The following is a 23,658-nucleotide window of genomic DNA, read 5'->3' on the forward strand; positions in this document are numbered from 1 at the left end:
AACGGGCTGTTTTTTATTGTCTTTTGACCATTCGTTTATAAAATTTCGTAAATGGTTTAAACTCTTCATTCACCAAGCCTGTGACTTCCGCAATCACTTGCATGAACATGACCAGTAAAAAGATAATAATCAGTGATAACCATATGGTGGCACTTGTCAGCAAAATGGCACTTAAGCTAAAGACTAAGCCAATCATATAAATCACGATGACAGCCATGCGATGGGACAAGCCAAAGGCCATCAGTCTATGATGAATATGAGATTTGTCAGGTGCTGAAATCGGCTGTTTGTTTAATATTCGTCTAATGATGGCAAAAGTGGTATCGAAAATAGGGACACCTAAGATGATCACTGGGACAACAACACTAAACAAAGTGACACTTTTGTACAGACCTAATAGTGACAGTACCGAAATCATATAGCCTAAAAAAAGCGAACCGGTGTCACCCATAAAAATCTTCGCTGGATGAAAGTTGTAAAAGAGAAAGCCAATGGTACTGCCAATGACAACAAGTGATAATGAAAGAATCAAAATTTTATCAGCTGAAAATGCCATCACGGCAATGGTTGATAAACCGATGACAGAAATACCGGCAGCCAGTCCATCAAGGCCGTCAATTAAATTAATAGCATTTGTGATTCCGACAATCCATAACACGGTTAGGGGATATGCCATCCAGCCTAACTCAATTCGATCTGTTAAGAAAGGAACAGAGAAAAAGTCCATTTTTAAGCCTGTGCTTACAATCAGACAAGCAACAAGAACTTGTACGAGAAATTTAAATCTTGCACTTAAATTATATTTATCATCAAATATACCTAGAATGACGATAAGTACGGCACCAACTGAAATTGCTGTAATTTTATTATGTAGAAACAGCCCGCCTGCTAATGCTCCAGCCGCTACCCCAATAAAAATTGCCAAACCGCCCATTCGAGGCATTACTTTATCATGAACTTTTCGTTTATTCGGCTGGTCCACTGCACCAATCTTAATTGCAAACTTTTTGACGATTGGTGTCACAATTAAAACTGTAGCCAGAGAGACAAAAAACGCTAATAAGGCGCGTTCGTAATCCATAGGTCAGTCTCCTTCTAAATTGAAATCTGTATTTTGTATATTGGCCGCTCTTTCCATTATACAATTGAATAGAGGATGATCACAAGCTCCCCCTGTGAAGAAGAAACAAATAAAAACGCACAATCCCTGATGAATTATGCGTTTTCTTTAATATTCGTTAGTTCCACCATGTTTGTGAACAGCGCGTGCCAATCTTTTTTCTTCGCACGGCTTTGTCTTAGATGTCTATAGGTCATGTCGTCTTTTTTGCTGATCACTTTTTGGCAGGCTTCTACGAAGAGCGCAGGATCCTCGCCTTCTAAATATTCATACACATCATTCTCTTTTAGCCTTTCCGTTGACGGAAGATTTAAACCAACAACCGGTATTCCTGCGGCTAAAAATTCATATAGCTTGAGCGGAAACACAGCTTGATTGTAAGGAGATTGTTTGTATGGCATCATGCCTACATCAATCAGCTTCATATACGCAGGCACTTCTTCTGGTGCAACAGCACCTGTCCAAATCACATTCGGCAGTTTAAGTGCATGCTGAAAAGATGGGTCACCATTTGTTCCATCCGGACCGACAAATAAAAATGTCCAATCAGGCTGCATGCGGGCAGCTTCTGCTATCATGTCAAAATCCAGCTTCGGCTTGATGCCTCCAATAAAACCAAGAACAGTTCCTTCTCTACCTTGCAGCACATCCTCCTTACATGGAAGATTGCTTTTTGCAAACACATCGTACTCGACGCCATTTTCAACTGTAAAGACATCTTTCGGTTCACCCATGAGACGCCTTTTGATTTGATCGTGTAAGTATTGAGAAGAACATGTAATGCTGTGTGCGTATTTGATGATTCGATTTTCTGCTTTCACAATGACACGCTGCCTCATATAAGAAAGCAAATTATTTTTGCCGCTTATCGGCTCTCCCCACAGGTCACTGCAATCATAGACAATATGTTTCCATTCAAATAAAGAAGATAAGAGCGGAAAACCCGGAAACGTATACCATAAGCAAACAGCGATTCCCTTCTTTTCCTCCTGCCGCAAATGCTCAAGAAGAGGGGACAATTTATGAATATAGAACATGTCTTGATATCGGCCAAAGCGGAAAAATTTGCTCTTGAGCACATCAGGAATGGTCAATTGCTTCATTCGATCGGTTATGGGCTGAAAGGGAGCTGTGTGACGGGATGCAGATGGACATACCCAGATGACCTCTTTCGTTTCTGGATCAGATGCTAGAAATTCCGCCAGTCGATGCCGTCTGTACCTCAGGCCGTCCTGTCCCCATTCTCCCGTCGCTACGATAACATGTATGATCGAGTCTGCTTTCACCTTTATCACCTTTTTTCCCTTCTGTTTATAAGCGCTTCTTCACAGCATTTGTCGCATAGTGCATAAAACACCAAGATGCTTTGACAAAATGAAGCTGCTCAATTTCTCTGTAGACGAACCACGTTTTTTTCGCTGCTTTCCACTTGTTACTAGAGATCGAGTTTCCAACGATGCGGTATTCACTGAGCGGTTCACTCATGCCATAGGCTGTAAATCCTCTTTTTAATATGGACAGCCATGTAGCTAAATCCTGTCTTGTGCGGATGTTCGGCATTTCTACATGTCCTATCTTCTGTACATCAAGCATCACCGTTAAACAGCCGATAATGGTATTTTTCAAAGCTTCATCATAAGTTAATCTTGCTGGTGCAGTGACAGTTTTTTCTAACGGTTCTCCATTTTCTGCAATGATGTCATATGCCGTGAATGTAAAGGCATAATCGTTTGTCAGCATGAAGTCTACCTGCTTTTCGAGTTTCGTCTCTTTCCACTTATCATCACTGTCTAAAAAAGCGATAAAGCGGCCTTTTGCCTGTTTGATGGCTGCGTTTCTGGCGATGGCAGCTCCCCCATTTTGCTCTAAATAAATGACGTTGATTCTGTCGTCTGCTTCACTTAAGTCCCCAAGCAGCTTCCTTGTTCCATCTGTTGAACAATCATCTGCGATGATCAGTTCCCAATTAGAATAGGTTTGGGCAAGGACGGAATGAACTGTATCCGTTAAATAACGTTCCGCATTATAGGCCGGTGTAATGATTGATACTAACGGTTGATTGTTCACCTAAGACTCATCTCCAGTTCATCATTAAGATTCTTTGAACACTTCGGGTAAGACCACAAACATGAGCGAGATGCTAAAGCCAATGACAAGTCCAAGCAGTGCCCGCTTTTTCGCTGACATGCCTTTATTGCCTTCATCAAGAACTTGGGCAGGATCAACAATCTTCGCCTGCTTCATTCCAAGCTTTGTAGACTCCAATTCATATAAAAATCGTTCTTTATCTACTTTGGAATCGTTGCTGACAGATTCGTCTTCTAGAGCAGATAATCTACTTTCAATCACCTGCTGCCTTTTTGTAAATAATGCTTTGTCTTGCTTCAGAAATGTATCCGACACCTGCTTCACGACAGCTAAAGCATGATCCTTATCAGCATCTGTGAAAGACAGCTGTAATTGTGTATCTGATTGATTGGTGAGGATGAGGCGGCTTTTCACATCCTGCCTTTCTTCTTCTTTAACATCACTGAGTGCTTCATTCAAAAATGCATCGCTTTTTAATAGAGATGTCACTTCTGCGATATTGTTATACACTCCGTCATCATATTTACCAAGTGTGAGGGTAACGGCAGCTGTGTAACTAGACTGCTGCGCTGTTCCTTTAGCAAAAAAGAATCCAAAAGCGCCTAATACGACAGGCAGCAGCACGAGCCATACGATATACTTTTTGATTCGCTTCCCTATTCTAGATATGAAACCAGACATGTTCATTCTCCCAACATTGACGTATTTGCTTTTTCATTAGTGTAGCCATACCAGCGCAGCATCACACACGGTTTACCAAGAGCTGTTTGTTTTTCAACATATTCACCGCTACGATTACGAGCCCTAAAAAGACCCAGTGGAAATATAAATTCGAGACCGAACTAGGACTGATACTTGAAACGAGAAAGCTCAGCATGGCAGCAAACAAACCTTCAATGATCATTTTTGCCGATCTTGTGTCAGCCCATTGGTATAGTTTATACAGCGTAAACATGAGATAAGCGTAGACGGAGATATAGCCCAGCATGACCGCAAATCCAAAGTTCGTCATCACTTCCAGCAGCCAATTGTGCACTTCAACGACTTGATCTGTATCAAAGATCGAAAAGTGGGCTAAGTAGTAAGACACATTACCCGCTCCGACACCAAACCCGTATGAATCCGTAAAGAAATGCCATGCATTTTTGATCAAATTCGCTCTCGCAATGTTGGATGGGAGTGGTTCACTAAAAGAATGCGCGACCTGAGAAGCGAGAAACAAGTCATAAAAGACTGAATAAATCTTGGCTGAAAAAACAGCGATACAGATGACACCAAGTCCGCCTGCTGCGATGAGTGACCACTTTTTGAGAAAGCGCGGCATGAGCAGCCACACATAGATGGCCGCTCCTGCAAATATGCCAAGCAGGCTCGCGCGGGATTCTGTTAACAAAATGAGATACAGTGCTGCGATGGCGCCAAATAATCCAAATGCTTTGATATAACCATTTTTCATTTGCCGCATACACGCTAAATACAAGAAAAAGCTAATCGATAAAAACGTCGCAAAGTCATTTTGATTAAAAAAGACAGCTGTAGGATAGTGCTGTTTATACGCCGGCCCAAGATACAGTGAAGTATTCGGTAAATGGTTCAAAGTAAAGTGATTATAAAACCCTATCCCCATGACAAATACAGTCATGACGAGCCAAATGCTGTAAAAGGTGACCACTTGATCCATTCGCTGAATGTACATGACCACAAGAAAGACAAAACCCATCCCCATAGCAAGCAGGGACATATATTTGAGACCGTCTGTCACCGAATGAGCCCACAGCAGTGAGATGAGCCCGTAAAGAAACCATGCAGCGAAAAAACCAAGAATGCCTTTTACACGAATCTGCTGCCACTGCGATATGTACGTTCCCTTATCTCTCATCCGCCATATAAATAAAGCAAAGGCGGCAATGAGCATGATACGGTAGAGAAAAAGACTAAAGAACCCGGCACTAATTGAAAAGAAAGCGTTGTTGAGAAAGGTCAATGCAATTAAAAGATATATGGCTGACATGAACACTTGCTCACCGTTCATGTATAGCTTCATTAACACGAGAAAAGCTGTCAGAACCAAAAGCAGGACCGGAATGGCGACGATCTTTTTTAACCCGGCGGGCTGCGCAGACGCCATTTGTACAAGTCCTAGCCCTGCTGCAAATAATATACAACCGATCATGATTTGCCATGCTGTTTGTTTCACACTCATACCCATTTTCCTCCTAAGCAACCCATCCGATTTGAGGGATTAAGCCTTGACTTCCTGTTTATAGTAGGAAATGGTACGAGCCAAACCTTCCTGTAAACTCACAACAGGCTCCCATGCTAAGACTTGTTTCGTTTCCTCATTTGCCAATGTACTATGCACGATATCTCCTGCACGCTGCGGCTTGTAAATCGGTTCAAGCTGTGATCTCGTTACCCGTTTCATCGTTTGAAACAGTTCATTTACAGTGATGGAATCACCACACGAGATATTTAAACAAACGTTTGATTGGGCTGTTAAAGCCGCAACATTCGCTGCCGCTAGATCACCCACATAGATGAAGTCTCTTGTTTGTTCCCCATCTCCAAAGATAAAAGGGGCTTCATCCTTTGCAAACTTATCAGAGAAAATAGAGACAACACCGCCTTCTCCAAGTGCGTCTTGGCGCGGACCATATACATTGCTGTATCTGAGAATACAATAGTCCACATCATAGAGTGATTTTGCCATTTCTAAATAGCGCTCTACTGTCAGTTTTGCTAAGCCATATGGTGAACCAGGCTTCAGCCGGTGAGCGGTGTCCACTGGCAGATACACCGGGTCTCCATAGACAGCTGCTGATGAGGCAAAGATCACTTTCTCCACTCCTGCTTCAGCCGCGGCTTTCATGACGTGCAGAGATCCTTTTATATTAACTTCTTCGTCATATACGAAATCCTGAACGGAAACGGCTACACTTACTTGTGCTGCAAGGTGAATGATATAATCCGGTGCGATTTGTTTGATCAAATCAATCGTCGCTGGCTTTGTAACATCTGCCTCCATGCATTGCACGGAAAGATGGGCAATATTTTCTCGAGATCCAGTTGAAAAGTTATCAAGAACGATGGGCTCATAGCCTTTTTCTAGTAAAGCCTCGACCGTATGTGATCCAATAAATCCGCTTCCCCCAGTAACCAATACTTTCTTCATCCAAGCTCCCCCTGTTATTGTGCCTTCGATACCAATTCTGCTTCCCATACACTCGGGCGGCCGATAGACTGGTAAATAAATCCTCTCTCTTTCATTTCTGCTGGATCAAACAAATTCCTTCCATCAATTACAATCGGTGAACGAAGCAGCTGCTTGATCTGGTCTTTATCCATCTTCTGTACGTCATCCCATTCTGTTAGGATGAGACAGGCATCCGTATCTTTTACTGTTTCATACAGATCATTGCTGAAGATCGCCTGCGGGCCAAGCTCACGTTCAGCTTCTACATAAGCAATCGGATCATAGGCTTTCACAAAAGCCCCCAGCTCTCTCAGCATTGGGATAATATCTAGTGCAGGCGCTGAACGCATATCATTCGTATTCGGTTTAAAGGCGAGGCCTAAGACAGAAATGGTTTTTCCTTTAATATCACCGAACACACTCATCAATTTGCTGACAAGGTGGGCTCTTTGGTTGTTGTTCGTTTCAATGACAGATTCGATCAGTTTGAACCGGTACCCGGATGTTTCGGCAATTTTGAGAAGAGCCATCGTGTCTTTCGGGAAACAAGAACCTCCAAATCCAATGCCTGCTTTTAAAAATTTATGCCCGATTCGGCTGTCTAATCCAACTCCTTCACTGACTTTTTCAACGTCAGCGCCTACCCTTTCGCAAATATTTGCAATGTCATTAATAAATGAGATTTTTGTGGCAAGCATGGCATTTGCAGCATACTTAATCATTTCAGCACTTTCTAAGTTGGTCTCTACAACCTCTGTTTGAAACGGATCATGCAGTCTTTTGATGATGGTAGAGGCATGAGTGCTGGTCGAACCAATGACCGCCCGCTCCATATTCATCGTGTCTTGAATCGCTGAGCCTTCTCGGAGAAACTCTGGATTGGATACGACGTCAAAAGGATATTTGCTGCGCGATGCCTTTTCCACAATGGCTTGAACGAGACGGCCTGTTCCAACGGGAACTGTGCTTTTATTGACGATGATTTTATATCCATTCATGTGTTCACCGATCGTTTGAGCGACAGCCTTCACATACGTTAAATCTGCTTCCCCCTGTGGTGTCATCGGTGTCCCTACGGCAATATAGATAATCTCTGATTCCCTAATAGCTGCAGGAATATTCGTTGTAAAAAACAGTCTTCCTTCTTCTGTATTCTTTTCAATCAATTCCTTTAAACCTGGTTCATAAATGGGAACGACACCACTTTTTAAGCTGTTGATTTTTGATTCATCAATGTCACAGCAGATGACACGATTTCCGATATCAGCAAAACAAGTACCCGATACTAACCCGACATAACCTGTTCCAATCACAGCAATTTTCTTCAACATTTTTCATCCTCTCAGTAAAAGCATATTGTCCGTTCCAAGCTGTTTATCTATCTATCATTCTTTGCACATTTCATCTTGTTTAAACGATGGATGTTGATTGATTGAGCACCTTCTCATATTGCTGGATGAGATGCTTCGCATTATGTTCTGATGAATATTCTGTATGAACTATTTCATGAAGAACGTTCTTCACTTCTTCATTCCAGCTGTTTTCATAAAGGCAGGCGTGAATCGCCTCTTTCAGCTGACGCGTCGAACGCGGTTCAACGAGCAGGTGTTGATAGGTTGAAAATAAGGATGGGAGACCACCAACCCTTGTTGCAATGACAGGTACCTTTAAAGCGAGCGCTTCTAGAACGACGGTTGGCATTCCTTCACTGTAGGAAGGGAGTGCAAACAGATCAGCTGCCATTAAGTAGTCTCTCACCTGCTCATTCGGCACCTGGCCTGGGAGTATAATAGATGCTCCCGCCCGTTCTGTGAGCTCCATTGCAAGGGGGCCTTTTCCAACAAAGACTGCTTTCACCCCATCCATGCTGCTGACAGCATCAGCTAATTCAAGCAAGCCCTTCTCTTTCACTAAACGCCCGACGAAAACAACGAGCTTATCTTGAAGCGGTAAACCTAAGTGCTTTCTGATGCCTTCTTGACCTTCTTCCGTTCTGGAAAATGATCGGAGCGGAATACCAAGCGGAAGACATTTTGCTTCTACCTTCGTCATCTCATTTGTCTTTTTAGCCAGCTCCTCACTCACTGTCAGAACAGCAGATGCCTGCCTCACCGCCGTTTCAAAGGCTGCCTGTGCCCCTTTGCTATAGTTCGGATATACGTTCACATCACTGCCGTGCAAGGTCAGAAGATAAGGGATTTTCGTTTCTTTCTGAATAACAGCCGCCGCTCCGCCAGACGGCATTGCAAAGTGCGCATGGATAAAATCTGGTGACAGCTGATGACGCTGCATTGCTCTGAGAACGGAAGCCGCTATTCGTTTACTCGGCTGCGCCCATTTCAGCTGTCCTGGGAGCGCTGGATAAGGCGGTCTGTAAACTGTCACTCCGCTTCTCACTTCCTGTTCAGGCAGATCCCTTTTCTGCCGATAGGATGCCTTCAGCATCCGTAAAACCGGTGGATTCACTGGATTTGGGCAAATGACAGTCACTTCTATTCCTTGTTTGAGCAGCTCCTGCACTTGCGTTTCATGAAACACGCCCTCACTCGGATGTTTTTCACTAGGATATACACTTGTCAGCCATAACACCTTCATGACGAACGACCTCTTCTCAATAATTTGCCTGCAGCCTGCGGATACATTTTGATGAGCAGCAAGCCATACAATGCAGCACTGACACAAACAGTCAGTAGTAATTGAAGTGAAATATCTGCTGTCGTCAGCTTCATCCCTTGATGTAAAGCTACCGCACAGACAGCCATGAGCAGCGTCATGACAGCAGGTTTTCCAAGTGATTTTAAATACACCTTCATATCAAGCTGAATGACATATGCCATGAGCCATCTGCCGACAATAAAGTTGAGCAGGCTGACACCTGAGTAGATCCAAGCTACTGTGAGCAGACTGCCTGTAGTCACACCTGCATATAATGCGCAGCCATACACGATGAGCATCCCCGTATCCCAATAAAAGGCTAAGTCCGCTCTCCCTTTTGCAAGAAGTATTGAACCGTTTGGATTCATCAGCACACGCAGCAGGCCGACAATACACAATATATTTAAAACCGGGACCGCTACTAGCCATTTCTCTCCAAACACGACTTCTATAAAACTGTCTGATACGGCAGCAAGGCCGATTAATAATGGAAAACTAACCAATGCGAGCATATTCGTCATACTTAGGAAGCCCTCTCGCAGCATGGAGTGATCCTGCTGACTTTTTGCGAAAACTGGGAAAGCCACTCTCGTCACAATCGGATTTATCTTCAGCACGGGTATTGTCACAATTTGATACGCCAAGCTGTAAATACCTAACGCTTCCGCTCCAAGAAACCGGCCGATTAAAATCATGTCGATGTTTGATCCTGCTCGGTTGACCAGTCTGGATGCGAGCTGGAATGCACCGAATGAGAAAAATCCCTTTACTTCTCCTAATGCAAAAACAGGTGATGGACGCCACTTCTTCCAATAAGCTGCTGCATACATGAGACCTTTTCCTGATTGCAGCAGCACTTGAGAGATGACATAGGCGACAATCGGATTCATGAAGAAGGCGAAAACGAGTAAAACGAGCAGCGATATGATGGTCGCAATCGCTTCAATGATGCTTAATGTTTTAAAGGCTAAGTCTTTTTGCATCATATACTGGTACTGCTGGCCAATCGGTGCAATTAGAAACATGATCGATAATAGCTTGAGCAGACCCTCTAGCTCTGGCCGGTTATAAAAAGCGGCTATCATTGGGCTTAGCAGAATGAGCAGACAAAACAAGATAATCCCTGTGAGCAAGTTGATCCAATATAATGTAGATAATTGACGTTCTGTCGTTTGTTCCTTTTGAATGATCGCTGCCCCAATTCCTAGATCAAGCAAAATCTGCGTAAATATTGTGACAGTTGTGATCATGCCAACAAGTCCAAACTCCTTGAGTGACATCACGTTCCCTAAAAAGGCGAACTGTGCGATTTGGATAATGGTGATGATCAATGCGGACAAGCTTGTCCATTTTGCCCCGCCTAGCATGCGTTTTTTCATACTTGCCATTTCTCTTCCCTACTTTACTTATCTGGCTCCGTCACCAGTCATGATGACTTTTAACGTTTTTACCATAATCTTCGTGTCGAGAGAAAATGTCAAGTTTTGAATATACTGTAAGTCGTGTGTTAATTTTTCACTTGGACTCATTTCATATCCGCCATTTACTTGAGCAAGACCTGTCAGCCCCGGCTTTACTGCCAATCTTTTTGTGAAGCCTGGAATCGTCCGATTAAATTCTGCGGTAAACATCGGTCTTTCTGGACGAGGGCCTACGATACTCATTTCTCCTTTTAACACGTTGATAAATTGCGGAAGTTCATCAATTCTTGTTTTACGGATGAATGCCCCCACTTTGGTGATACGCGGGTCATTTTTTTGCGCCCATTTCGCTCCTCCGCTTTCTGCGTCAATTCTCATCGATCTGAGCTTCCATAATTTAAAGTAAACACCGTCTTTCCCGACCCTTTCCTGCATATAAAAGGCTGGTCCTGGTGTTTCCAGCTTAATCAAAAGAGCAAACAGCAAAATGATTGGCGTACTCAACATCAATCCGATGAACGAGAACATTAAATCTATGAAACGTTTTGCAAATAAATAACGAACCATATGTTCTGTTAAGGCAAAAGAGTGATTTCGTCTCACTTCATATTCTCTGTAAAGATTCATCGCTTTCTCTGCACTCACTGACCTGCACCTCACCATTCAAAGTAGTTGTTGTGTAAAGAGATGTTCTATGAAAGTCAGTTTAGCAGAGCAACATTAAGCAAATGTAAATGCGCTGTTAAGTCTTGTAAAACTGTGTTAAGAATATGCACTTATATCAAGTTATGCCCTTTTGAACGTAAAAAAGACCCGCAATTCTGCGGGTCTCCGGGTCTTTTCTTTATTTTGCTTTTACAGATTCGATCGTTTTTAATCGAAGTGTTCCGTTTGCATCTTTTGTATAGGTTACTTTCACTTTTGATTCTTCTTTTAAGCTGTTCACTTGTTTAGAAAATGTATTTCCGAATTGAATAGCTACTTCTTTGCCGTCAATGTTGACAGCAATTGTATGTCCATCAGCCAAACCGACATATGTGCCTTCTTTGGTGATTTCATTTTTCTTACTAGTCGTTGATTCTTTCTTTGTTTTAGAGTCACCTTTTGAGTCAGCTTTTGAGTCAGCTTTTGATTGGTCTTTAGCAGGTTCTTCTTTTGTAATTTCTTTGCTTGAGCTGTCTTTTGCCTCTTCATCAGATTGACTTGCCGGCTCTTCTTTTTGAGCAGCTGTTTCTTTACTTTGATCATCTGCTTTTTCATTTGATGATTGATCTTCTGATTTTTCGTCCGCAGCCTTATCTTTGTTTTGATCGGCTGCTTCAGTTGTTTCTTTTTTGCTGTCATCCTTTTTGTTATCGCTTGATTGATTTGTTGTGCCGCACGCTGTGAGCAATACTCCTAGAAGCAATACTAGAAACGGCATTGTGATTAATTTTTTCAAGATCGTCACCTCTTCATGATTTGTCGGTTTGCTGTCGTTTGAAGATTTATGTGTAAACCATTCACCTTCTATGTTTCAATTATAACAAACATAACCAAAAATGAAATGTATTTTTAACTTGACACATCATTCATGATTCATTTTACGTCAAAGTAGTTGGACACACCCGTTGCAATTCCAGAAGCCAGCCGATCCTTTGCAGCGGTAGATTTTAAAATACTCGCATCGATTGGACTTGTTACAAAGCCGGTTTCTAGCAAAATACTCGGCATTCTAGAATATTTGATGACGTAGAACCCTGCTGTTTTCACTCCGCGATCTTTTGTTCCAAGGGCACTGACCATCCGGGGCTGCACCTGTTGTGCCAGCTTGACACTATGAGCAGCCGCATATGTTGTATCATAATACGTCTCTGTTCCATTCGCACCGCTGTTATCATTTGCGTTGGCGTGGATACTGATGAATATATCAGCACTTGCCTGGGCTCCTTTACTGACACGTGTCTGCAAGGAGTCAAATGTATCAGAAGTTCTTGACATGACAGTAAGGGCACCCGCTTGGTGAAGTCTCGACCGCAGCTTTAATGCTACTTCTAAATTGATGTTCTTTTCAAGCAGCCCATTCCCTATCGCTCCAGCATCCTGCGCACCATGACCTGGATCAATAAAAATTGTTTCGCCTAACACCGCATTTTTCAACTGTGTGATGACATTTGATTGAATGGTTGATGTTCCGCCTACCACAGAAAATGCTGACATCTGTTTGGCCCCAATGACTTTTCTGATAGCATCCGGCACCGTTTGAGCATCTGTGAGAAGAAGGGTTTGTCCCTGTTTCGCTGCTATACTTGCCGCAGCGGCTGCATCTGCATAGGCATACCCATGACTCATAAATGTGTGGCTTGTCTTCATTGGATACGTTTTAGCAATTTGGGCAGCCACCTCATACCGATTGGCTCCGCTTATTCTGACTGGTGAGGGAAGCTTTTGAAAAGCAGTTTTATTGATACTTGCTTCTCCGCCGATCACAATGGTCCGCTTGACTGCTTTGTTTTTTAATAGATTGGCTGTTTCCTCGCGCAGTCCTTTCGCATCTGTTAATAAAATGGGATAGCCTTGTTTGGCAGCGTACGGAGCAATCGCGACAGCATCAGCATAAGCAGAACCATTCACGACGACAGCCGCACTAGCACTCTTCATGTGCTTAGCCACATTTGCCGCCAATTCATAGCGGTTCTTTCCTTGAATACGGAAAACGGATAGATTCATCGCTTTTAGCTGCTTCACGACTTTTTCAGAAATACTCGCAGTCCCGCCAAGAATCGTTACACGCTTCGTTTTCAGCTGCTGCAACCCTGTCTTTACTGCACCTGAAAGACTGCCAGCATTCGTTAACAGGACTGGGGCCCCTTGCTGATAGGCATAAGGCACAGCACTCAGGGCATCTGCATAAGCATCACCGCCCACAAGAACAACGGCAGGCGCTTCCTGCCAGCCCCTTTTCGCGGTATTTACAGCCACCTCATATCGATTGCTTCCTTCTATCCTCGTTACAGCGTGCTGGGCAAAAACGGATGGTGTATATAAACATAGTGAAACAGCAATCAGTAACATACATTTGATATCAAAACGCATGAAGTCAACCTCCTTGGTTTGAACCCTTCTTCACCCAGGAGCTTCATGAACTTTTGAAAAAAGGCTGCCGAGTACGTTCTCGAGCAGCCTATCTGAGGCACCCCTCAGTTTTGTGTTTTCTTATCTAAAATAACCTGACACACCGCTTGAAATACCTGACGCTAATCGATCTTTATACGTAGCAGATTTCAAGATGTTTGAATCAACTGGACTGGAAACAAAACCAGTTTCTAAAAGAACGCTCGGCATCTTAGAATATTTAATGACGTAGAAGCCAGCTGTTTTCACACCACGGTCTCTTGTACCTAGTGCGCTGACCATTTTAGGCTGGATGTTTTGCGCCAGCTTCAGGCTGTTTGCAGCCGCATAGGTTTTGTCATAATACGTTTCTGTTCCATTTGCACTGCTGTTATCATTTGAGTTCGCATGGACACTGATAAAGATATCTGCATTTGCTGACGCACCTTTGCTCACTCGTGTTTGAAGACTATCAAATGTGTCTGATGTTCTTGACATAGTAGTGAGTGCACCTGCATTTTTCAGTTTAGTGTTGAGTCTCTTCGCTACATCTAAGTTTAAATTTTTCTCATAAAGACCATATCCTACAGCACCAGAATCATGAGCACCGTGTCCTGGATCAATGAATATGTTTTTTCCTACAACCGGGTTCTTTAATTGAGATGCTACAGTATTGGTGACCGTTGTAGAATTTCCTACCACTGTAAACTTCGAAATGTTTTTGCTGCCAATAATGGATCTAGTATGAACTGGTAAGGTTTTCTCATTTGTTAATAAAAGAGCTTTCTTTTCTTTAGCTGCGATTCCAGCAGCTGCAGGGGCAGAGGCATAACCAAAGCCTCTAGCAACATACGTATTGCTCGTACTCAGTTTATACTTATTCACGATTTTTGCAGCAATATCATAGCGGTTGGCACCCTTAATTCTCGTTGGTGACTTTAGCTTGCTGTATGCGGCTTTGGTGACATATGATTCGCCGCCAATCACAATTGTTTGCTTAATATTACTAGATCTTACGAAAGATGAAATTTCAGAACGAAGTCCCTTTTTATCTGTATATAGAATTGGGAAACCTTTCTGTGCCGCATACGGCGCAATCGCAATCCCATGCGCATATGAATGACCTTCTACAACCACTACACCAGCAGGACTTTTCATTTGCTTTGCAATATTCGTAGAAATTTCATATCTGTTTTTTCCGGTAATTCGTTTTGTTGAAATACCTAGTTTTTTCACTTGATTGATTACATTATTTGAAACACTTGCTGTCGTACCAATTGCAATCACATTTTTCGCTTTTAAAGACGTTAATCCTTTCTTCGTTTCTGACGAAAGGTTTTTACTATTTGTAAAAAGAACCGGGGCATTATGTTGATATGCTAATGGGACAGCTGCTGTTGCATCAGCATACGCTTTCTTTCCTATTAACACAACTGTATTAGCTGTTCCCCAACCTTTTTTCGCCACATTGACAGATAAAGAATATCGATTGCCCCCATCTATTCGTGATACAGAATTGTCCGCTGAAGCTGTTGGAACAATAATGAATATGGCGATGAGGCTGAGGATGGCTGTTTTCATCATTGAGCGCATCTTCTATGTCCTCCTTTTACCTTTTAATAGTTTGTTAGTTTTGTACCTGGATAGTAGAACGAGAGTATGGAAGAATACGAGTTTCCAGATTCAGCTCTCGCTTTGGCTCCGTATTGGCTCATACCAATGCCGTGGCCATATCCTTTTCCTGAAATCGTGAAGTCATTTGTGTTGTTTTTGACTGACGCAAACGTGCTTTTCACCTTTGTTGCGCCCATGACTGATCGAAACTCGGTCATCTTCATACTTGCCGTTGTGCTTTTGTTTACCGAATATGTGCCTGTTTTGTTTTTCAGATGGTATGTCAGTTTGATCGATACCGTCTTTGCACGCTGGCCTTTTGTTTTCCCTGAGAACGTCAGGCTTGAAATCGATGCGATTTTCATATCAGATGCAGCGGTTTCTTTGTTTTTGAGCAGCCATGATTTCAGGCCTGCAAGGTCAGCTGCATTTGTCTCTTTTGCTTTAGACCACTCAGATGCTGCTGTGCTGGCAGTCAATGTCGTGCCTAGTTGTTTCTTAGAAAGTTTCAGTGTCCATGGATTGACTGGATCTTTTGGATCCTTTTTGGCCACTAAGTATGGCAGTGCATTTCCCCATACTTCTTCACTTGCCTCTGTATAACCGCCATTGCTAGAGTAATAGGTTGCTGAAATGAGCTGATTGTTGTATTTCAGAACCTTTCCTTTTGTAGCATCGACAGCTTTTGTTGAATTTGTGTACCAGTTATATCCTCCATATACTTGGAAGGCTGTTGTATCAGGGACGACTTTTCCAATACTTTTCACCGAATACGTTCTAGCGGCAACTGCCTGTGCTTTTAACGCTTCAACATTCCAGCTTGCAGGCATTTCATTTGGCACTACACCTTTTAAATAGTCTTCAAATGGAATATTTTCGAGAGTCGGCCTGATATACCCTGATTCAATTGCAAAGTTTACGCTGCCTAAATACGGCTTTCCTGCAATTTGAAGGACATTTTTTGTTGAATATTTCTCAGGAACAACTCTTACTGTGTTATACGTCTTTATGCCTTTTAATGAAATTTTTCCGTTAGAAATATTCAATTGGTAGTTTTGATTTTTTTTCAGATAAACTTGTTTGGCTAATGAATTTTTTAGTGTATCTGAAAGCACACTTGAGCTGCCTGCAATATGATATGTATGTGTGCCGTTATCTTTCAAAAGCTTCTTTAAAGAAGAAGAGATAGAGTCTTTTTTCACATAAATCATAGTACGATTGTTTTTCGCAGCTAAAAGTGACATAGGAATTGCATATTTAAAGCTTGAACCTTTAGCAATGTAAACTTTATCAACATTTAAATTCAATTTTTTAATGATATTTACTGAAAGTTCATAACGATTTTCACCACTGATTCTTGTCACCTGTGATGTCTTTTTTAATTGTTTCTCAACTTTTTCACTAATACTTTTTGTACTTCCTACAACAATGACCTTACTAGGAATCTTATAAGACGGAAGTGAGCTTTTTTTTGTTAATAAGATTGGATATCCTTTTCTAGCTGCATAAGAGATCATGGATGTTCCATTCATAAAAGAAGCCCCACCAGCAACAATTGCCTGCTTATAGCTCCCCATCTCTTTAGCTATTTTTTGGGAAATTTCAAATTTATCTTTCCCACTAATTCTTTTAATCTTTCCGTACTTTTTTAAAGCTTTTTCAGTTGTAGATGAGATACTCTGTGTATTTCCAATGATTAGAATGTTATCGGGTTTCATTTTCTTAATTTGGGTCTCAGTTGCTTTTGTTAGCTTAGCAGCACCAGAGTAAAGAATAGGTGCATTTAGCTTGTAAGCCAATGGAGAAACGGTCATTGCATGGTCAAAAGCATCTTTATTTACAACGACGATAGTTGATGGATTTTTCCACCCTGCAGTTGCAATACTGTTGGCTACTTCGTATCTATTTTTGCCGTCATATCTTTTTGTCACAGCAACATTTGATCCTGATAGCTTGTATTCCCCAGTTGTTGAGATATCCATACTTGTTTTGTTTCCGATATAATTAGACAATTTCACTGAAATTGCCGAGCTTGCCATGGCAGACTGAAAGGGTGCAACTAGTAGAGTCAGTATCATGAGAACGATTAGTGTAACGCCTGTTTTCTTCAATTTTGTTCATCCCGCCCATCTTTTTTACTTCTGTTTTTCAATCTTCTGGATTTCCTTTTGACCACTGTCATTAATAAAGTAAGAGATTTCTACTGTGTCTCCTGGTTTAAATTCATTTAACACATCTTTAAAATTATCCGTAAATTCATAGCTTAGGGTCGTATTCACTTTTTTCACTTCGACTGTATGTGCATCAGCCATTCCAATAAATTCAGCTTTCTCTTCCAGTACCTGAGGAGTTGAACTGCTTGTCTTGTTTTCTCCTGAGGACTGCTCGGCCGTTCCACATGCTGTGAGCACGATACCTAGTAGCAGTATTAAGAACGGTAAAACGACGATTTTCTTCATTTTTTTCACCTCATGTCTTTGTATCGTCTTATAAGTTATTATTTTAAGGTAAATTTAAGGTTTTTTGAAACCTTTTTTTTGTTACAACGTCTATATCTAGGTTCAGAGTAAAAAAATAACTTGTTTATCAAGATTCGTAAACCTATAATCATGGAAGAATCATAGAAAAGGTGAGGGACATTATGAGAGCTGAAAGAAAAAGAAAGAAGAAAAAGGTTCTTTGGATTGTTTTATCGATTATTGGCTTATTCGTATTAGCAACTGGCGGATACGCATATCATCTTTGGAACACAGCAGCATCGACCGTCGCAGGCATTCAGGAGAATTTAAAGAAGTCAGATAAGCGTGACAAAGATGTCGATTTAAGTAAGAAAGACCCGATTTCTATTTTAGTCATGGGTGTCGATGAACGAAAAAATGATCGAGGCCGTGCAGATACATTAATATACATGACAGTAAATCCAAAAACGAAAACGACCGAGATGGTGAGCATCCCGCGTGATACGTATACGAAGATTGTCGGAAAAGGCACAATGGATAAAATCAACCACTCCTATGCATTCGGCGGTACACAAATGGCAGCAGATACTGTAGAGGAACTGCTTGATGTACCTGTTGATTACTTTGTCAAAGTCAACATGGAAAGCTTCAAAGATATTGTTGATACACTTGGCGGCATTACAGTAAATAGCACGTTTGCATTTAGTTATGACGGCCATTCATTTGGTACAGGAGAAATTAACCTGAATGGGGATCAAGCCCTTGCGTATACGAGAATGAGAAAGCAAGATCCAAAAGGTGACTTCGGACGTCAGCAAAGACAGCGTCAGGTCATTGAAGGCATCATTGCAAAAGGTGCCAACATTTCATCTATTACGAAATTCGGCGATATGTTCAAAGTCGTAGAAAATAATATGAAGACAAACATGTCATTTGATGATATGTGGACGATGATGAATGATTATCGTGATGCAAGACAGCATGTGAAGCAGCACGAGTTGAAAGGATCAGGCACACGTATCAATAACATTTATTACTACCAGCTTGATGACAGCAGCCTTGCGAATGTGAAGAAGGAATTGAAGGAAAGTTTGGAAGCCTCTTAATAAAAAAACACCTTTCTCCATGAAAGGTGTTTTTTACTGAATTTCTTTTTTATCATCTTCACTTTGCTCTAATAAGATGGCATCTACTACTCTTTTACTCGAAAGACCATCCAAATCATCAAAGAAATACTGTACAAACGCATCTAATTTTTCAAATTCGTATTGATTATTTTTAACAATTGACACCAGCTCATTACATGTTTTAGCAAGTGGTCCCGGAATAAAGGAGAAATACTCATAATAAAAATCACGAGTCCGAATATACTCGTCCACATCATAGCTAAAGAAAATCATTGGTTTTTGCAAAAGTGCAAATTCGAAACAAACAGATGAATAGTCAGTTACAAGAACGTCCGCAATTAAAAGCAGCTCATTAATCTCTCTAAAATCAGAAAAATCATAGAAAAATTCACTATATTGATAAGGAATATTTATTTGATTCTTAACAAATGGATGTATCTTGAACAAAAAGATATATTCATCACTCAGCTCTTGATAAAGCTGATCATAATTTAATACTTCAAACGGGTAATGAGCGGACTGCTGACCATTTCCCCTAAATGTCGGGGCAAATAAAATCACTTTTTTCCCTCTTAAAAAAGGAAATTCTTCATACAACCTTGATCTGACTTCTTCTTTTTTTGATTCATCGAAAAAGAAGTCTGTTCTAGGTATTCCTGTGGAAATGACATTTTCAATATCTACTCCAAAGCCTTCAGCATAATGCTTCCGGATATGATCAGAACTGACAATGACCTTCGTATAATTCTTATGATTTTTGGATGTTGGTGACGGTCCACCTGGCAGACCAATACGGCTATAACCAAACGTCTTAAATGCGCCCACTGCATGCCACAGCTGGACAAGATCCGCATTTTTACGAATTTTCAATGGATAGATGATCGGATAGAAATCATCAATTAAAATATGCCTACTTGTAGCAAAATGATAGGCCATTCGTACATATTCTGCTATACTTTTTTTCGTATTAATGCTTTCTTTTAAGAAAAATTGAAAATCAAACGTTTCTTCTCTATTTAAAAGCTCTTGATAGACAAATTCAAAATTCCCTGATAAGTCAGTGCGACTATCTGATGCGAAAGTAATTTTTTTCTGTTTTACTGGCAGGAAACAAAATAGTTGATATAAGATTTGAAACATAACACGCTTCATTTTACGTATGATTCGATTTTCATTTTTCATAGTAGTCTCTATTGCACCCTGGTCAATTTCTTGGAGTTTGTGTGATGATACATGTGCAGTTTTTTCCTCTTCATCGTATGTGACAATGAAATTATATTTCACTCTTTTCTTAGCTGAAAAATGTTCCATTTTCGTTGCGTAGATATCCTGCTTCAGGAAATTGTTTATATTGCCCAGCGTATGAGTCTCATGGTACTTGAGATTATTCCCATCTAATACTTCTAATTCTAAATATAAATGAAAGTTTCCTTGTGGTAATGGCTTGCCACCATTTACCTTTGAGAAGTTTATTTCCTGATAAAAACCAGCCCATTCATATTGTTCAGAAAGCCCTAGTTGTTGTCTATTTGTTTCGTTTAACCTTTGATTCTTTAGAGGAATAGATTTTATAATAGCCCCTTTTTGAACGATCAATAACTTTCTTCTTACCGTATCTTCTCTTTGCAAGGGGATACCATCAATGTACATATACCCCTCGATCGTTAAAAATGATTCGTTCCATTGAAATTGTGTTATTTCTCTTTGGGGAATATTTTTATTCACGATGACATCTTCTGCTTTATCGAAAAGTGAGAATAATTTTTCTTCACTTACTTCATCTACATGGTCAAGATTTTTTTGAACACTCCGTTTCCTAAATAGTGTCCCTAGTTTAAATTTCAAAAACTCTCTCTCCTTCATTCATTGTTTCATTTATTAAGCTTAGTATTAGTGAAACAACTCGCTCTGTAGAATTTCCATCACAACGATTCATAAACCGATTTGAAAATGAATGGTAATTGATTTGTTTTTTATTCAACCTTATATTCTTCAAATCCTCAATGAGAGGCTCTATTTTCGTTCTTATAGGTCCTGGCGCAAACTCTGGAAATGAATAATAAAAATCTCTCTCCTGCATATAGTTCTCTAAGTCTGGACAATAGAAAAACATTGGTTTATTCAAAAGACTATATTCAAAAATGACTGAAGAATAATCTGTAATCAATACATCAGAAATAATCATTAGTTCATACAAAGAAAACTTTTTAGATAAATCTATATCTCCAAAAACACTTTTTCGCATATAAGGGTGCACATTAATGAGCAACTCATAATGCTCCCGGCTCAAATGTTTGAAAAGTGTTTCTTGATTCAATAGAAATTGCTCGCCATATTGCTTATTTACTCCTCCTCTATAAGTTGGAGCGTACAATATTTTCACTTTATTCTTCAATTCGGGATATTCCTTGTCAAACCTCTTTTTCACTTCATATATTTGATCTTCAGAATAGAAAAAATCAGTTCTTGGAACACCTGTTGCTAATATTTTTTCCTTGGGCATATCGAACGCTTCAGAAAATGGACCAATTGCTTCTTCAGAGCTCACAATTGCATAATCATAATTTGAATGAACAGGCACTACTTTTAAATATTCTGATGAAGGTCCTCCCTGTTTGTCTTTAATACTGTGCCCAAATTTTTTAAATGCACCACAGGCATGCCAAATTTGAACTACCTTTGTTTCCGGCCGCTTTTTAATTAAATAAAGAGGATAATAGTAATCATCTAATAAGAGCACCTTACAAGTAGAAATGTGATAAAGAGATTTTAATAAATAAATGATATAGAAAAGTTTTCCTAGAAAGCCACTTTCCGATTTTCTAAATAAGAGAATAATCTTCAAATTGGATTGACTTCTTAATTCTTTATAAACATTTTTGAAATTATCGTTTATTTCATTGTCTCTATAAGAAGCGATCACGATTTTTTGCTGGCTCACTTGAAACAATTTAGAAAAAATCTTATAGACTATTCGGAAAAAAATTTTCACCATTTTTGTCATGTGCATCGTTGTTAGATTTCCCATTTCATTATTGTTTTTCCCCAAGAAGAAGTCAGATCTTCTTCAAATGCCTTTCCAATGTCCTCTATACTTCTCACAATATGGACTGTGCCAATCAATGTCTCCAAATAATCTGTAATCTCAGGAAATTCATTTAATAGATTTACTGTATTGGCAAAGTCTTTGCTGCCGCTTCTACTGCTTCCTATGAGAATAATTCCTTTCTCTAGAACCATCCTTGTGGAAACCTTCACGGGATATTCTGAAACACCTAATAATGCCACAGAAGCCTCTGGTTGAGTGAAATCAATGATTTGTTCAATCGCACTTTCACTGCCACGTCCACCGACGCATTCAAATGCATGATCAACACGAACTTCTTTTGGAATGTCATTAATTTGGTAAACTTCATCAACAAAAGAGAAATGCTCTAGTTTATATTGGTTCTTTCCAAAAACGTACACCTTACAAGATGGATAACGTTTTTTTAGTATTAAAGAGGTGATAAATCCTAGATTACCATCACCCCAAACCCCAAAAACATCTCGCTTTTGGTGAGCCACTCTTTCGAATCGACTCATTGCATGAACTGCAATGGTGATCAATTCAATAAAAGCCGCAACATGAAGATTCATTTGCTCTGGTAAAGCTACAAGACGATCCGGATTCATGAACATATAATCCTGCATGAATCCATCAAAACCACTTGATCTAAAATAGCTAGAGCGCAAGTAGTTCTCTGCAATAAATTCGTTTTCTTCATTTGGGATATTTGGAACCATCACTACATGTGTTCCGACTTTGAACGTTCCAGTAGGGTCATACATTACTTTTCCTACACCCTCATGAATCAGCGCCATTGGAAGCTTTTTGTCCATTGCTTCCTTACCTCTTGTTCCTGTAAAATAGCGTTGATCCGCAGCACATATTGACAGATGGGTTGGTCTAATAACGACTTGTCCAGATGTAAACTCCTTATCCTTATAAGTCACTTCAAATTGTCTAGCAGAAACCAATCGATATGTTTGATTAATCATTTTTTATGTTCTCCTGTAAAATAGCATTCGCAACTTTTAAATCGTATGGTGTCGTTACTTTTATATTAAATACCTCGCCTCGGACTAAATTCACTTTCTGCCCTGCTAAAATACAAATTTTACAAGCATCTGAAAGTACCTTTTTCTGTTCTTCTGTCAACTCGCTATAAAGCCTTTTTAAGAGCGATATCTTAAAGCTTTGAGGTGTTTGACCTTGATACATAACATCACGTACTGGAATATCAGTGATATTTGTTCCATCTTCTGAAGTCACAATGGTATCTATAGCAGGTATAACAGTATCAACAGCATCATGTTCTAGAACGGCATTGATATTTTCCTCAATAATTCTATGGGTTAAAAATGGGCGCACTGAATCATGTGTCACAATAACATCGTCGTCATTTAGTCCATACTCTTTTTCAATAAAACGAACCCCACTCATAATCGATTCGTTTCGATCAATTCCGCCCTCTATTACTACTAGTCTATCATCAGCATGTATGTATTTTTCTAGTATATTCTTCGTATGGTTGATCCATTCTTTGGGAGTTACAATGATAATTTTTTCAAAACGATCATTTAATAGGAATTTTTCAACAGTGTGAATTATGATAGGGCGATTATTTAATGGCAAGAACTGTTTTGGCATATTTACATTACCCATTCTAGAGCCTTTCCCACCAGCTAATATTTCTGCATAAATCATACTTAATACCCCTTTCAATCATGTCAAATAAAAAAATGGCAATATTTTAATATGAATGGATTGTAAATTATATTACAAAAAAACCACTCATATCTTAATATATGCCATTATAATACCACATTTTGATTTAGAAAATGT

General features: G+C 40.2%; 20 protein-coding genes. 1 reads left to right on the plus strand and 19 read right to left on the minus strand.

Going from position 1 to position 23,658, the window contains the following annotated elements; all coding sequences use genetic code 11:
* Nucleotides 1-13: 13 nt before the first annotated feature.
* The 15 genes from AAYR28_RS16320 to AAYR28_RS16390 form a co-directional block, all read right to left on the minus strand.
* The gene (locus AAYR28_RS16320) at nt 14-1,081 is read right to left on the minus strand and encodes a glycosyltransferase family 4 protein (protein ID WP_024423627.1); all 1,068 of its coding nucleotides are present in this window, start codon (nt 1,079-1,081) and stop codon (nt 14-16) included.
* A gap of 134 nt (nt 1,082-1,215) precedes the next feature.
* The gene (tuaH, locus tag AAYR28_RS16325; protein ID WP_034281445.1) at nt 1,216-2,412 is read right to left on the minus strand and encodes a teichuronic acid biosynthesis protein TuaH; all 1,197 of its coding nucleotides are present in this window, start codon (nt 2,410-2,412) and stop codon (nt 1,216-1,218) included.
* Nucleotides 2,413-2,431: 19 nt separating this feature from the next.
* Nucleotides 2,432-3,187 (minus strand): teichuronic acid biosynthesis protein TuaG, encoded by a 756-nt coding sequence (gene tuaG / locus AAYR28_RS16330; protein ID WP_034281105.1) that lies wholly within the window; start codon nt 3,185-3,187, stop codon nt 2,432-2,434.
* 24 nt (nt 3,188-3,211) lie between these two features.
* Nucleotides 3,212-3,889, minus strand: a complete 678-nt coding sequence (gene tuaF / locus AAYR28_RS16335; RefSeq protein WP_048237565.1) for a teichuronic acid biosynthesis protein TuaF — start codon at nt 3,887-3,889, stop codon at nt 3,212-3,214.
* Between the two features lie 61 nt (nt 3,890-3,950).
* The gene (tuaE, locus tag AAYR28_RS16340; protein ID WP_345808887.1) at nt 3,951-5,411 is read right to left on the minus strand and encodes a teichuronic acid biosynthesis protein TuaE; all 1,461 of its coding nucleotides are present in this window, start codon (nt 5,409-5,411) and stop codon (nt 3,951-3,953) included.
* A 39-nt stretch (nt 5,412-5,450) separates the two neighbouring features.
* Nucleotides 5,451-6,380, minus strand: a complete 930-nt coding sequence (locus AAYR28_RS16345; RefSeq protein ID WP_024423632.1) for an NAD-dependent epimerase/dehydratase family protein — start codon at nt 6,378-6,380, stop codon at nt 5,451-5,453.
* 14 nt (nt 6,381-6,394) lie between these two features.
* The gene (gene tuaD / locus AAYR28_RS16350) at nt 6,395-7,732 is read right to left on the minus strand and encodes a UDP-glucose 6-dehydrogenase TuaD (protein WP_034281112.1); all 1,338 of its coding nucleotides are present in this window, start codon (nt 7,730-7,732) and stop codon (nt 6,395-6,397) included.
* A gap of 79 nt (nt 7,733-7,811) precedes the next feature.
* Nucleotides 7,812-8,996, minus strand: coding sequence for a teichuronic acid biosynthesis protein TuaC (tuaC, locus tag AAYR28_RS16355; protein WP_120207801.1), 1,185 nt, complete (start codon nt 8,994-8,996; stop codon nt 7,812-7,814).
* The gene (gene tuaB / locus AAYR28_RS16360) at nt 8,993-10,444 is read right to left on the minus strand and encodes a teichuronic acid biosynthesis protein TuaB (RefSeq protein WP_065214833.1); all 1,452 of its coding nucleotides are present in this window, start codon (nt 10,442-10,444) and stop codon (nt 8,993-8,995) included. Before tuaB ends, tuaC begins: the two co-directional genes overlap by 4 nt.
* A gap of 18 nt (nt 10,445-10,462) precedes the next feature.
* A complete protein-coding gene (locus tag AAYR28_RS16365; protein WP_024423636.1) occupies nt 10,463-11,122 on the minus strand; it encodes a sugar transferase in 660 nt (219 codons plus the stop codon).
* Between the two features lie 199 nt (nt 11,123-11,321).
* Nucleotides 11,322-11,918 (minus strand): hypothetical protein, encoded by a 597-nt coding sequence (locus AAYR28_RS16370; protein ID WP_120207803.1) that lies wholly within the window; start codon nt 11,916-11,918, stop codon nt 11,322-11,324.
* 137 nt (nt 11,919-12,055) lie between these two features.
* The gene (locus AAYR28_RS16375) at nt 12,056-13,552 is read right to left on the minus strand and encodes a cell wall-binding repeat-containing protein (protein WP_120207805.1); all 1,497 of its coding nucleotides are present in this window, start codon (nt 13,550-13,552) and stop codon (nt 12,056-12,058) included.
* A 120-nt stretch (nt 13,553-13,672) separates the two neighbouring features.
* Nucleotides 13,673-15,163 (minus strand): N-acetylmuramoyl-L-alanine amidase, encoded by a 1,491-nt coding sequence (locus AAYR28_RS16380; RefSeq protein WP_120207807.1) that lies wholly within the window; start codon nt 15,161-15,163, stop codon nt 13,673-13,675.
* 23 nt (nt 15,164-15,186) lie between these two features.
* Nucleotides 15,187-17,295, minus strand: a complete 2,109-nt coding sequence (locus tag AAYR28_RS16385; protein ID WP_120207809.1) for a SpoIID/LytB domain-containing protein — start codon at nt 17,293-17,295, stop codon at nt 15,187-15,189.
* 24 nt (nt 17,296-17,319) lie between these two features.
* A complete protein-coding gene (locus AAYR28_RS16390) occupies nt 17,320-17,643 on the minus strand; it encodes a hypothetical protein (RefSeq protein ID WP_024423640.1) in 324 nt (107 codons plus the stop codon).
* Nucleotides 17,644-17,825: 182 nt separating this feature from the next.
* On the opposite strand from AAYR28_RS16390, the gene AAYR28_RS16395 reads away from it, so the two are divergent.
* Nucleotides 17,826-18,749, plus strand: a complete 924-nt coding sequence (locus AAYR28_RS16395; RefSeq protein ID WP_120207811.1) for a LytR family transcriptional regulator — start codon at nt 17,826-17,828, stop codon at nt 18,747-18,749.
* Between the two features lie 33 nt (nt 18,750-18,782).
* On the opposite strand, the gene AAYR28_RS16400 is transcribed toward AAYR28_RS16395, so the two are convergent.
* From AAYR28_RS16400 to AAYR28_RS16415, 4 genes are read right to left on the minus strand one after another with little or no spacing between them, the layout of a single operon-like run.
* Nucleotides 18,783-20,615, minus strand: coding sequence for a CDP-glycerol glycerophosphotransferase family protein (locus AAYR28_RS16400; protein WP_259455912.1), 1,833 nt, complete (start codon nt 20,613-20,615; stop codon nt 18,783-18,785).
* The gene (locus AAYR28_RS16405; RefSeq protein WP_267527859.1) at nt 20,605-21,819 is read right to left on the minus strand and encodes a CDP-glycerol glycerophosphotransferase family protein; all 1,215 of its coding nucleotides are present in this window, start codon (nt 21,817-21,819) and stop codon (nt 20,605-20,607) included. Before AAYR28_RS16405 ends, AAYR28_RS16400 begins: the two co-directional genes overlap by 11 nt.
* A complete protein-coding gene (locus AAYR28_RS16410) occupies nt 21,786-22,811 on the minus strand; it encodes a ribitol-5-phosphate dehydrogenase (RefSeq protein WP_025093949.1) in 1,026 nt (341 codons plus the stop codon). Before AAYR28_RS16410 ends, AAYR28_RS16405 begins: the two co-directional genes overlap by 34 nt.
* On the minus strand, nt 22,804-23,520 hold the full coding sequence (locus tag AAYR28_RS16415) for an IspD/TarI family cytidylyltransferase (protein WP_025093948.1): 717 nt from the start codon (nt 23,518-23,520) through the stop codon (nt 22,804-22,806). The genes AAYR28_RS16410 and AAYR28_RS16415 overlap by 8 nt, the downstream gene beginning before the upstream one ends.
* Between the last annotated feature and the right edge of the window lie 138 nt (nt 23,521-23,658).

The organism is Bacillus safensis, assembly GCF_039619585.1.
GTDB lineage: Bacteria > Bacillota > Bacilli > Bacillales > Bacillaceae > Bacillus > Bacillus safensis.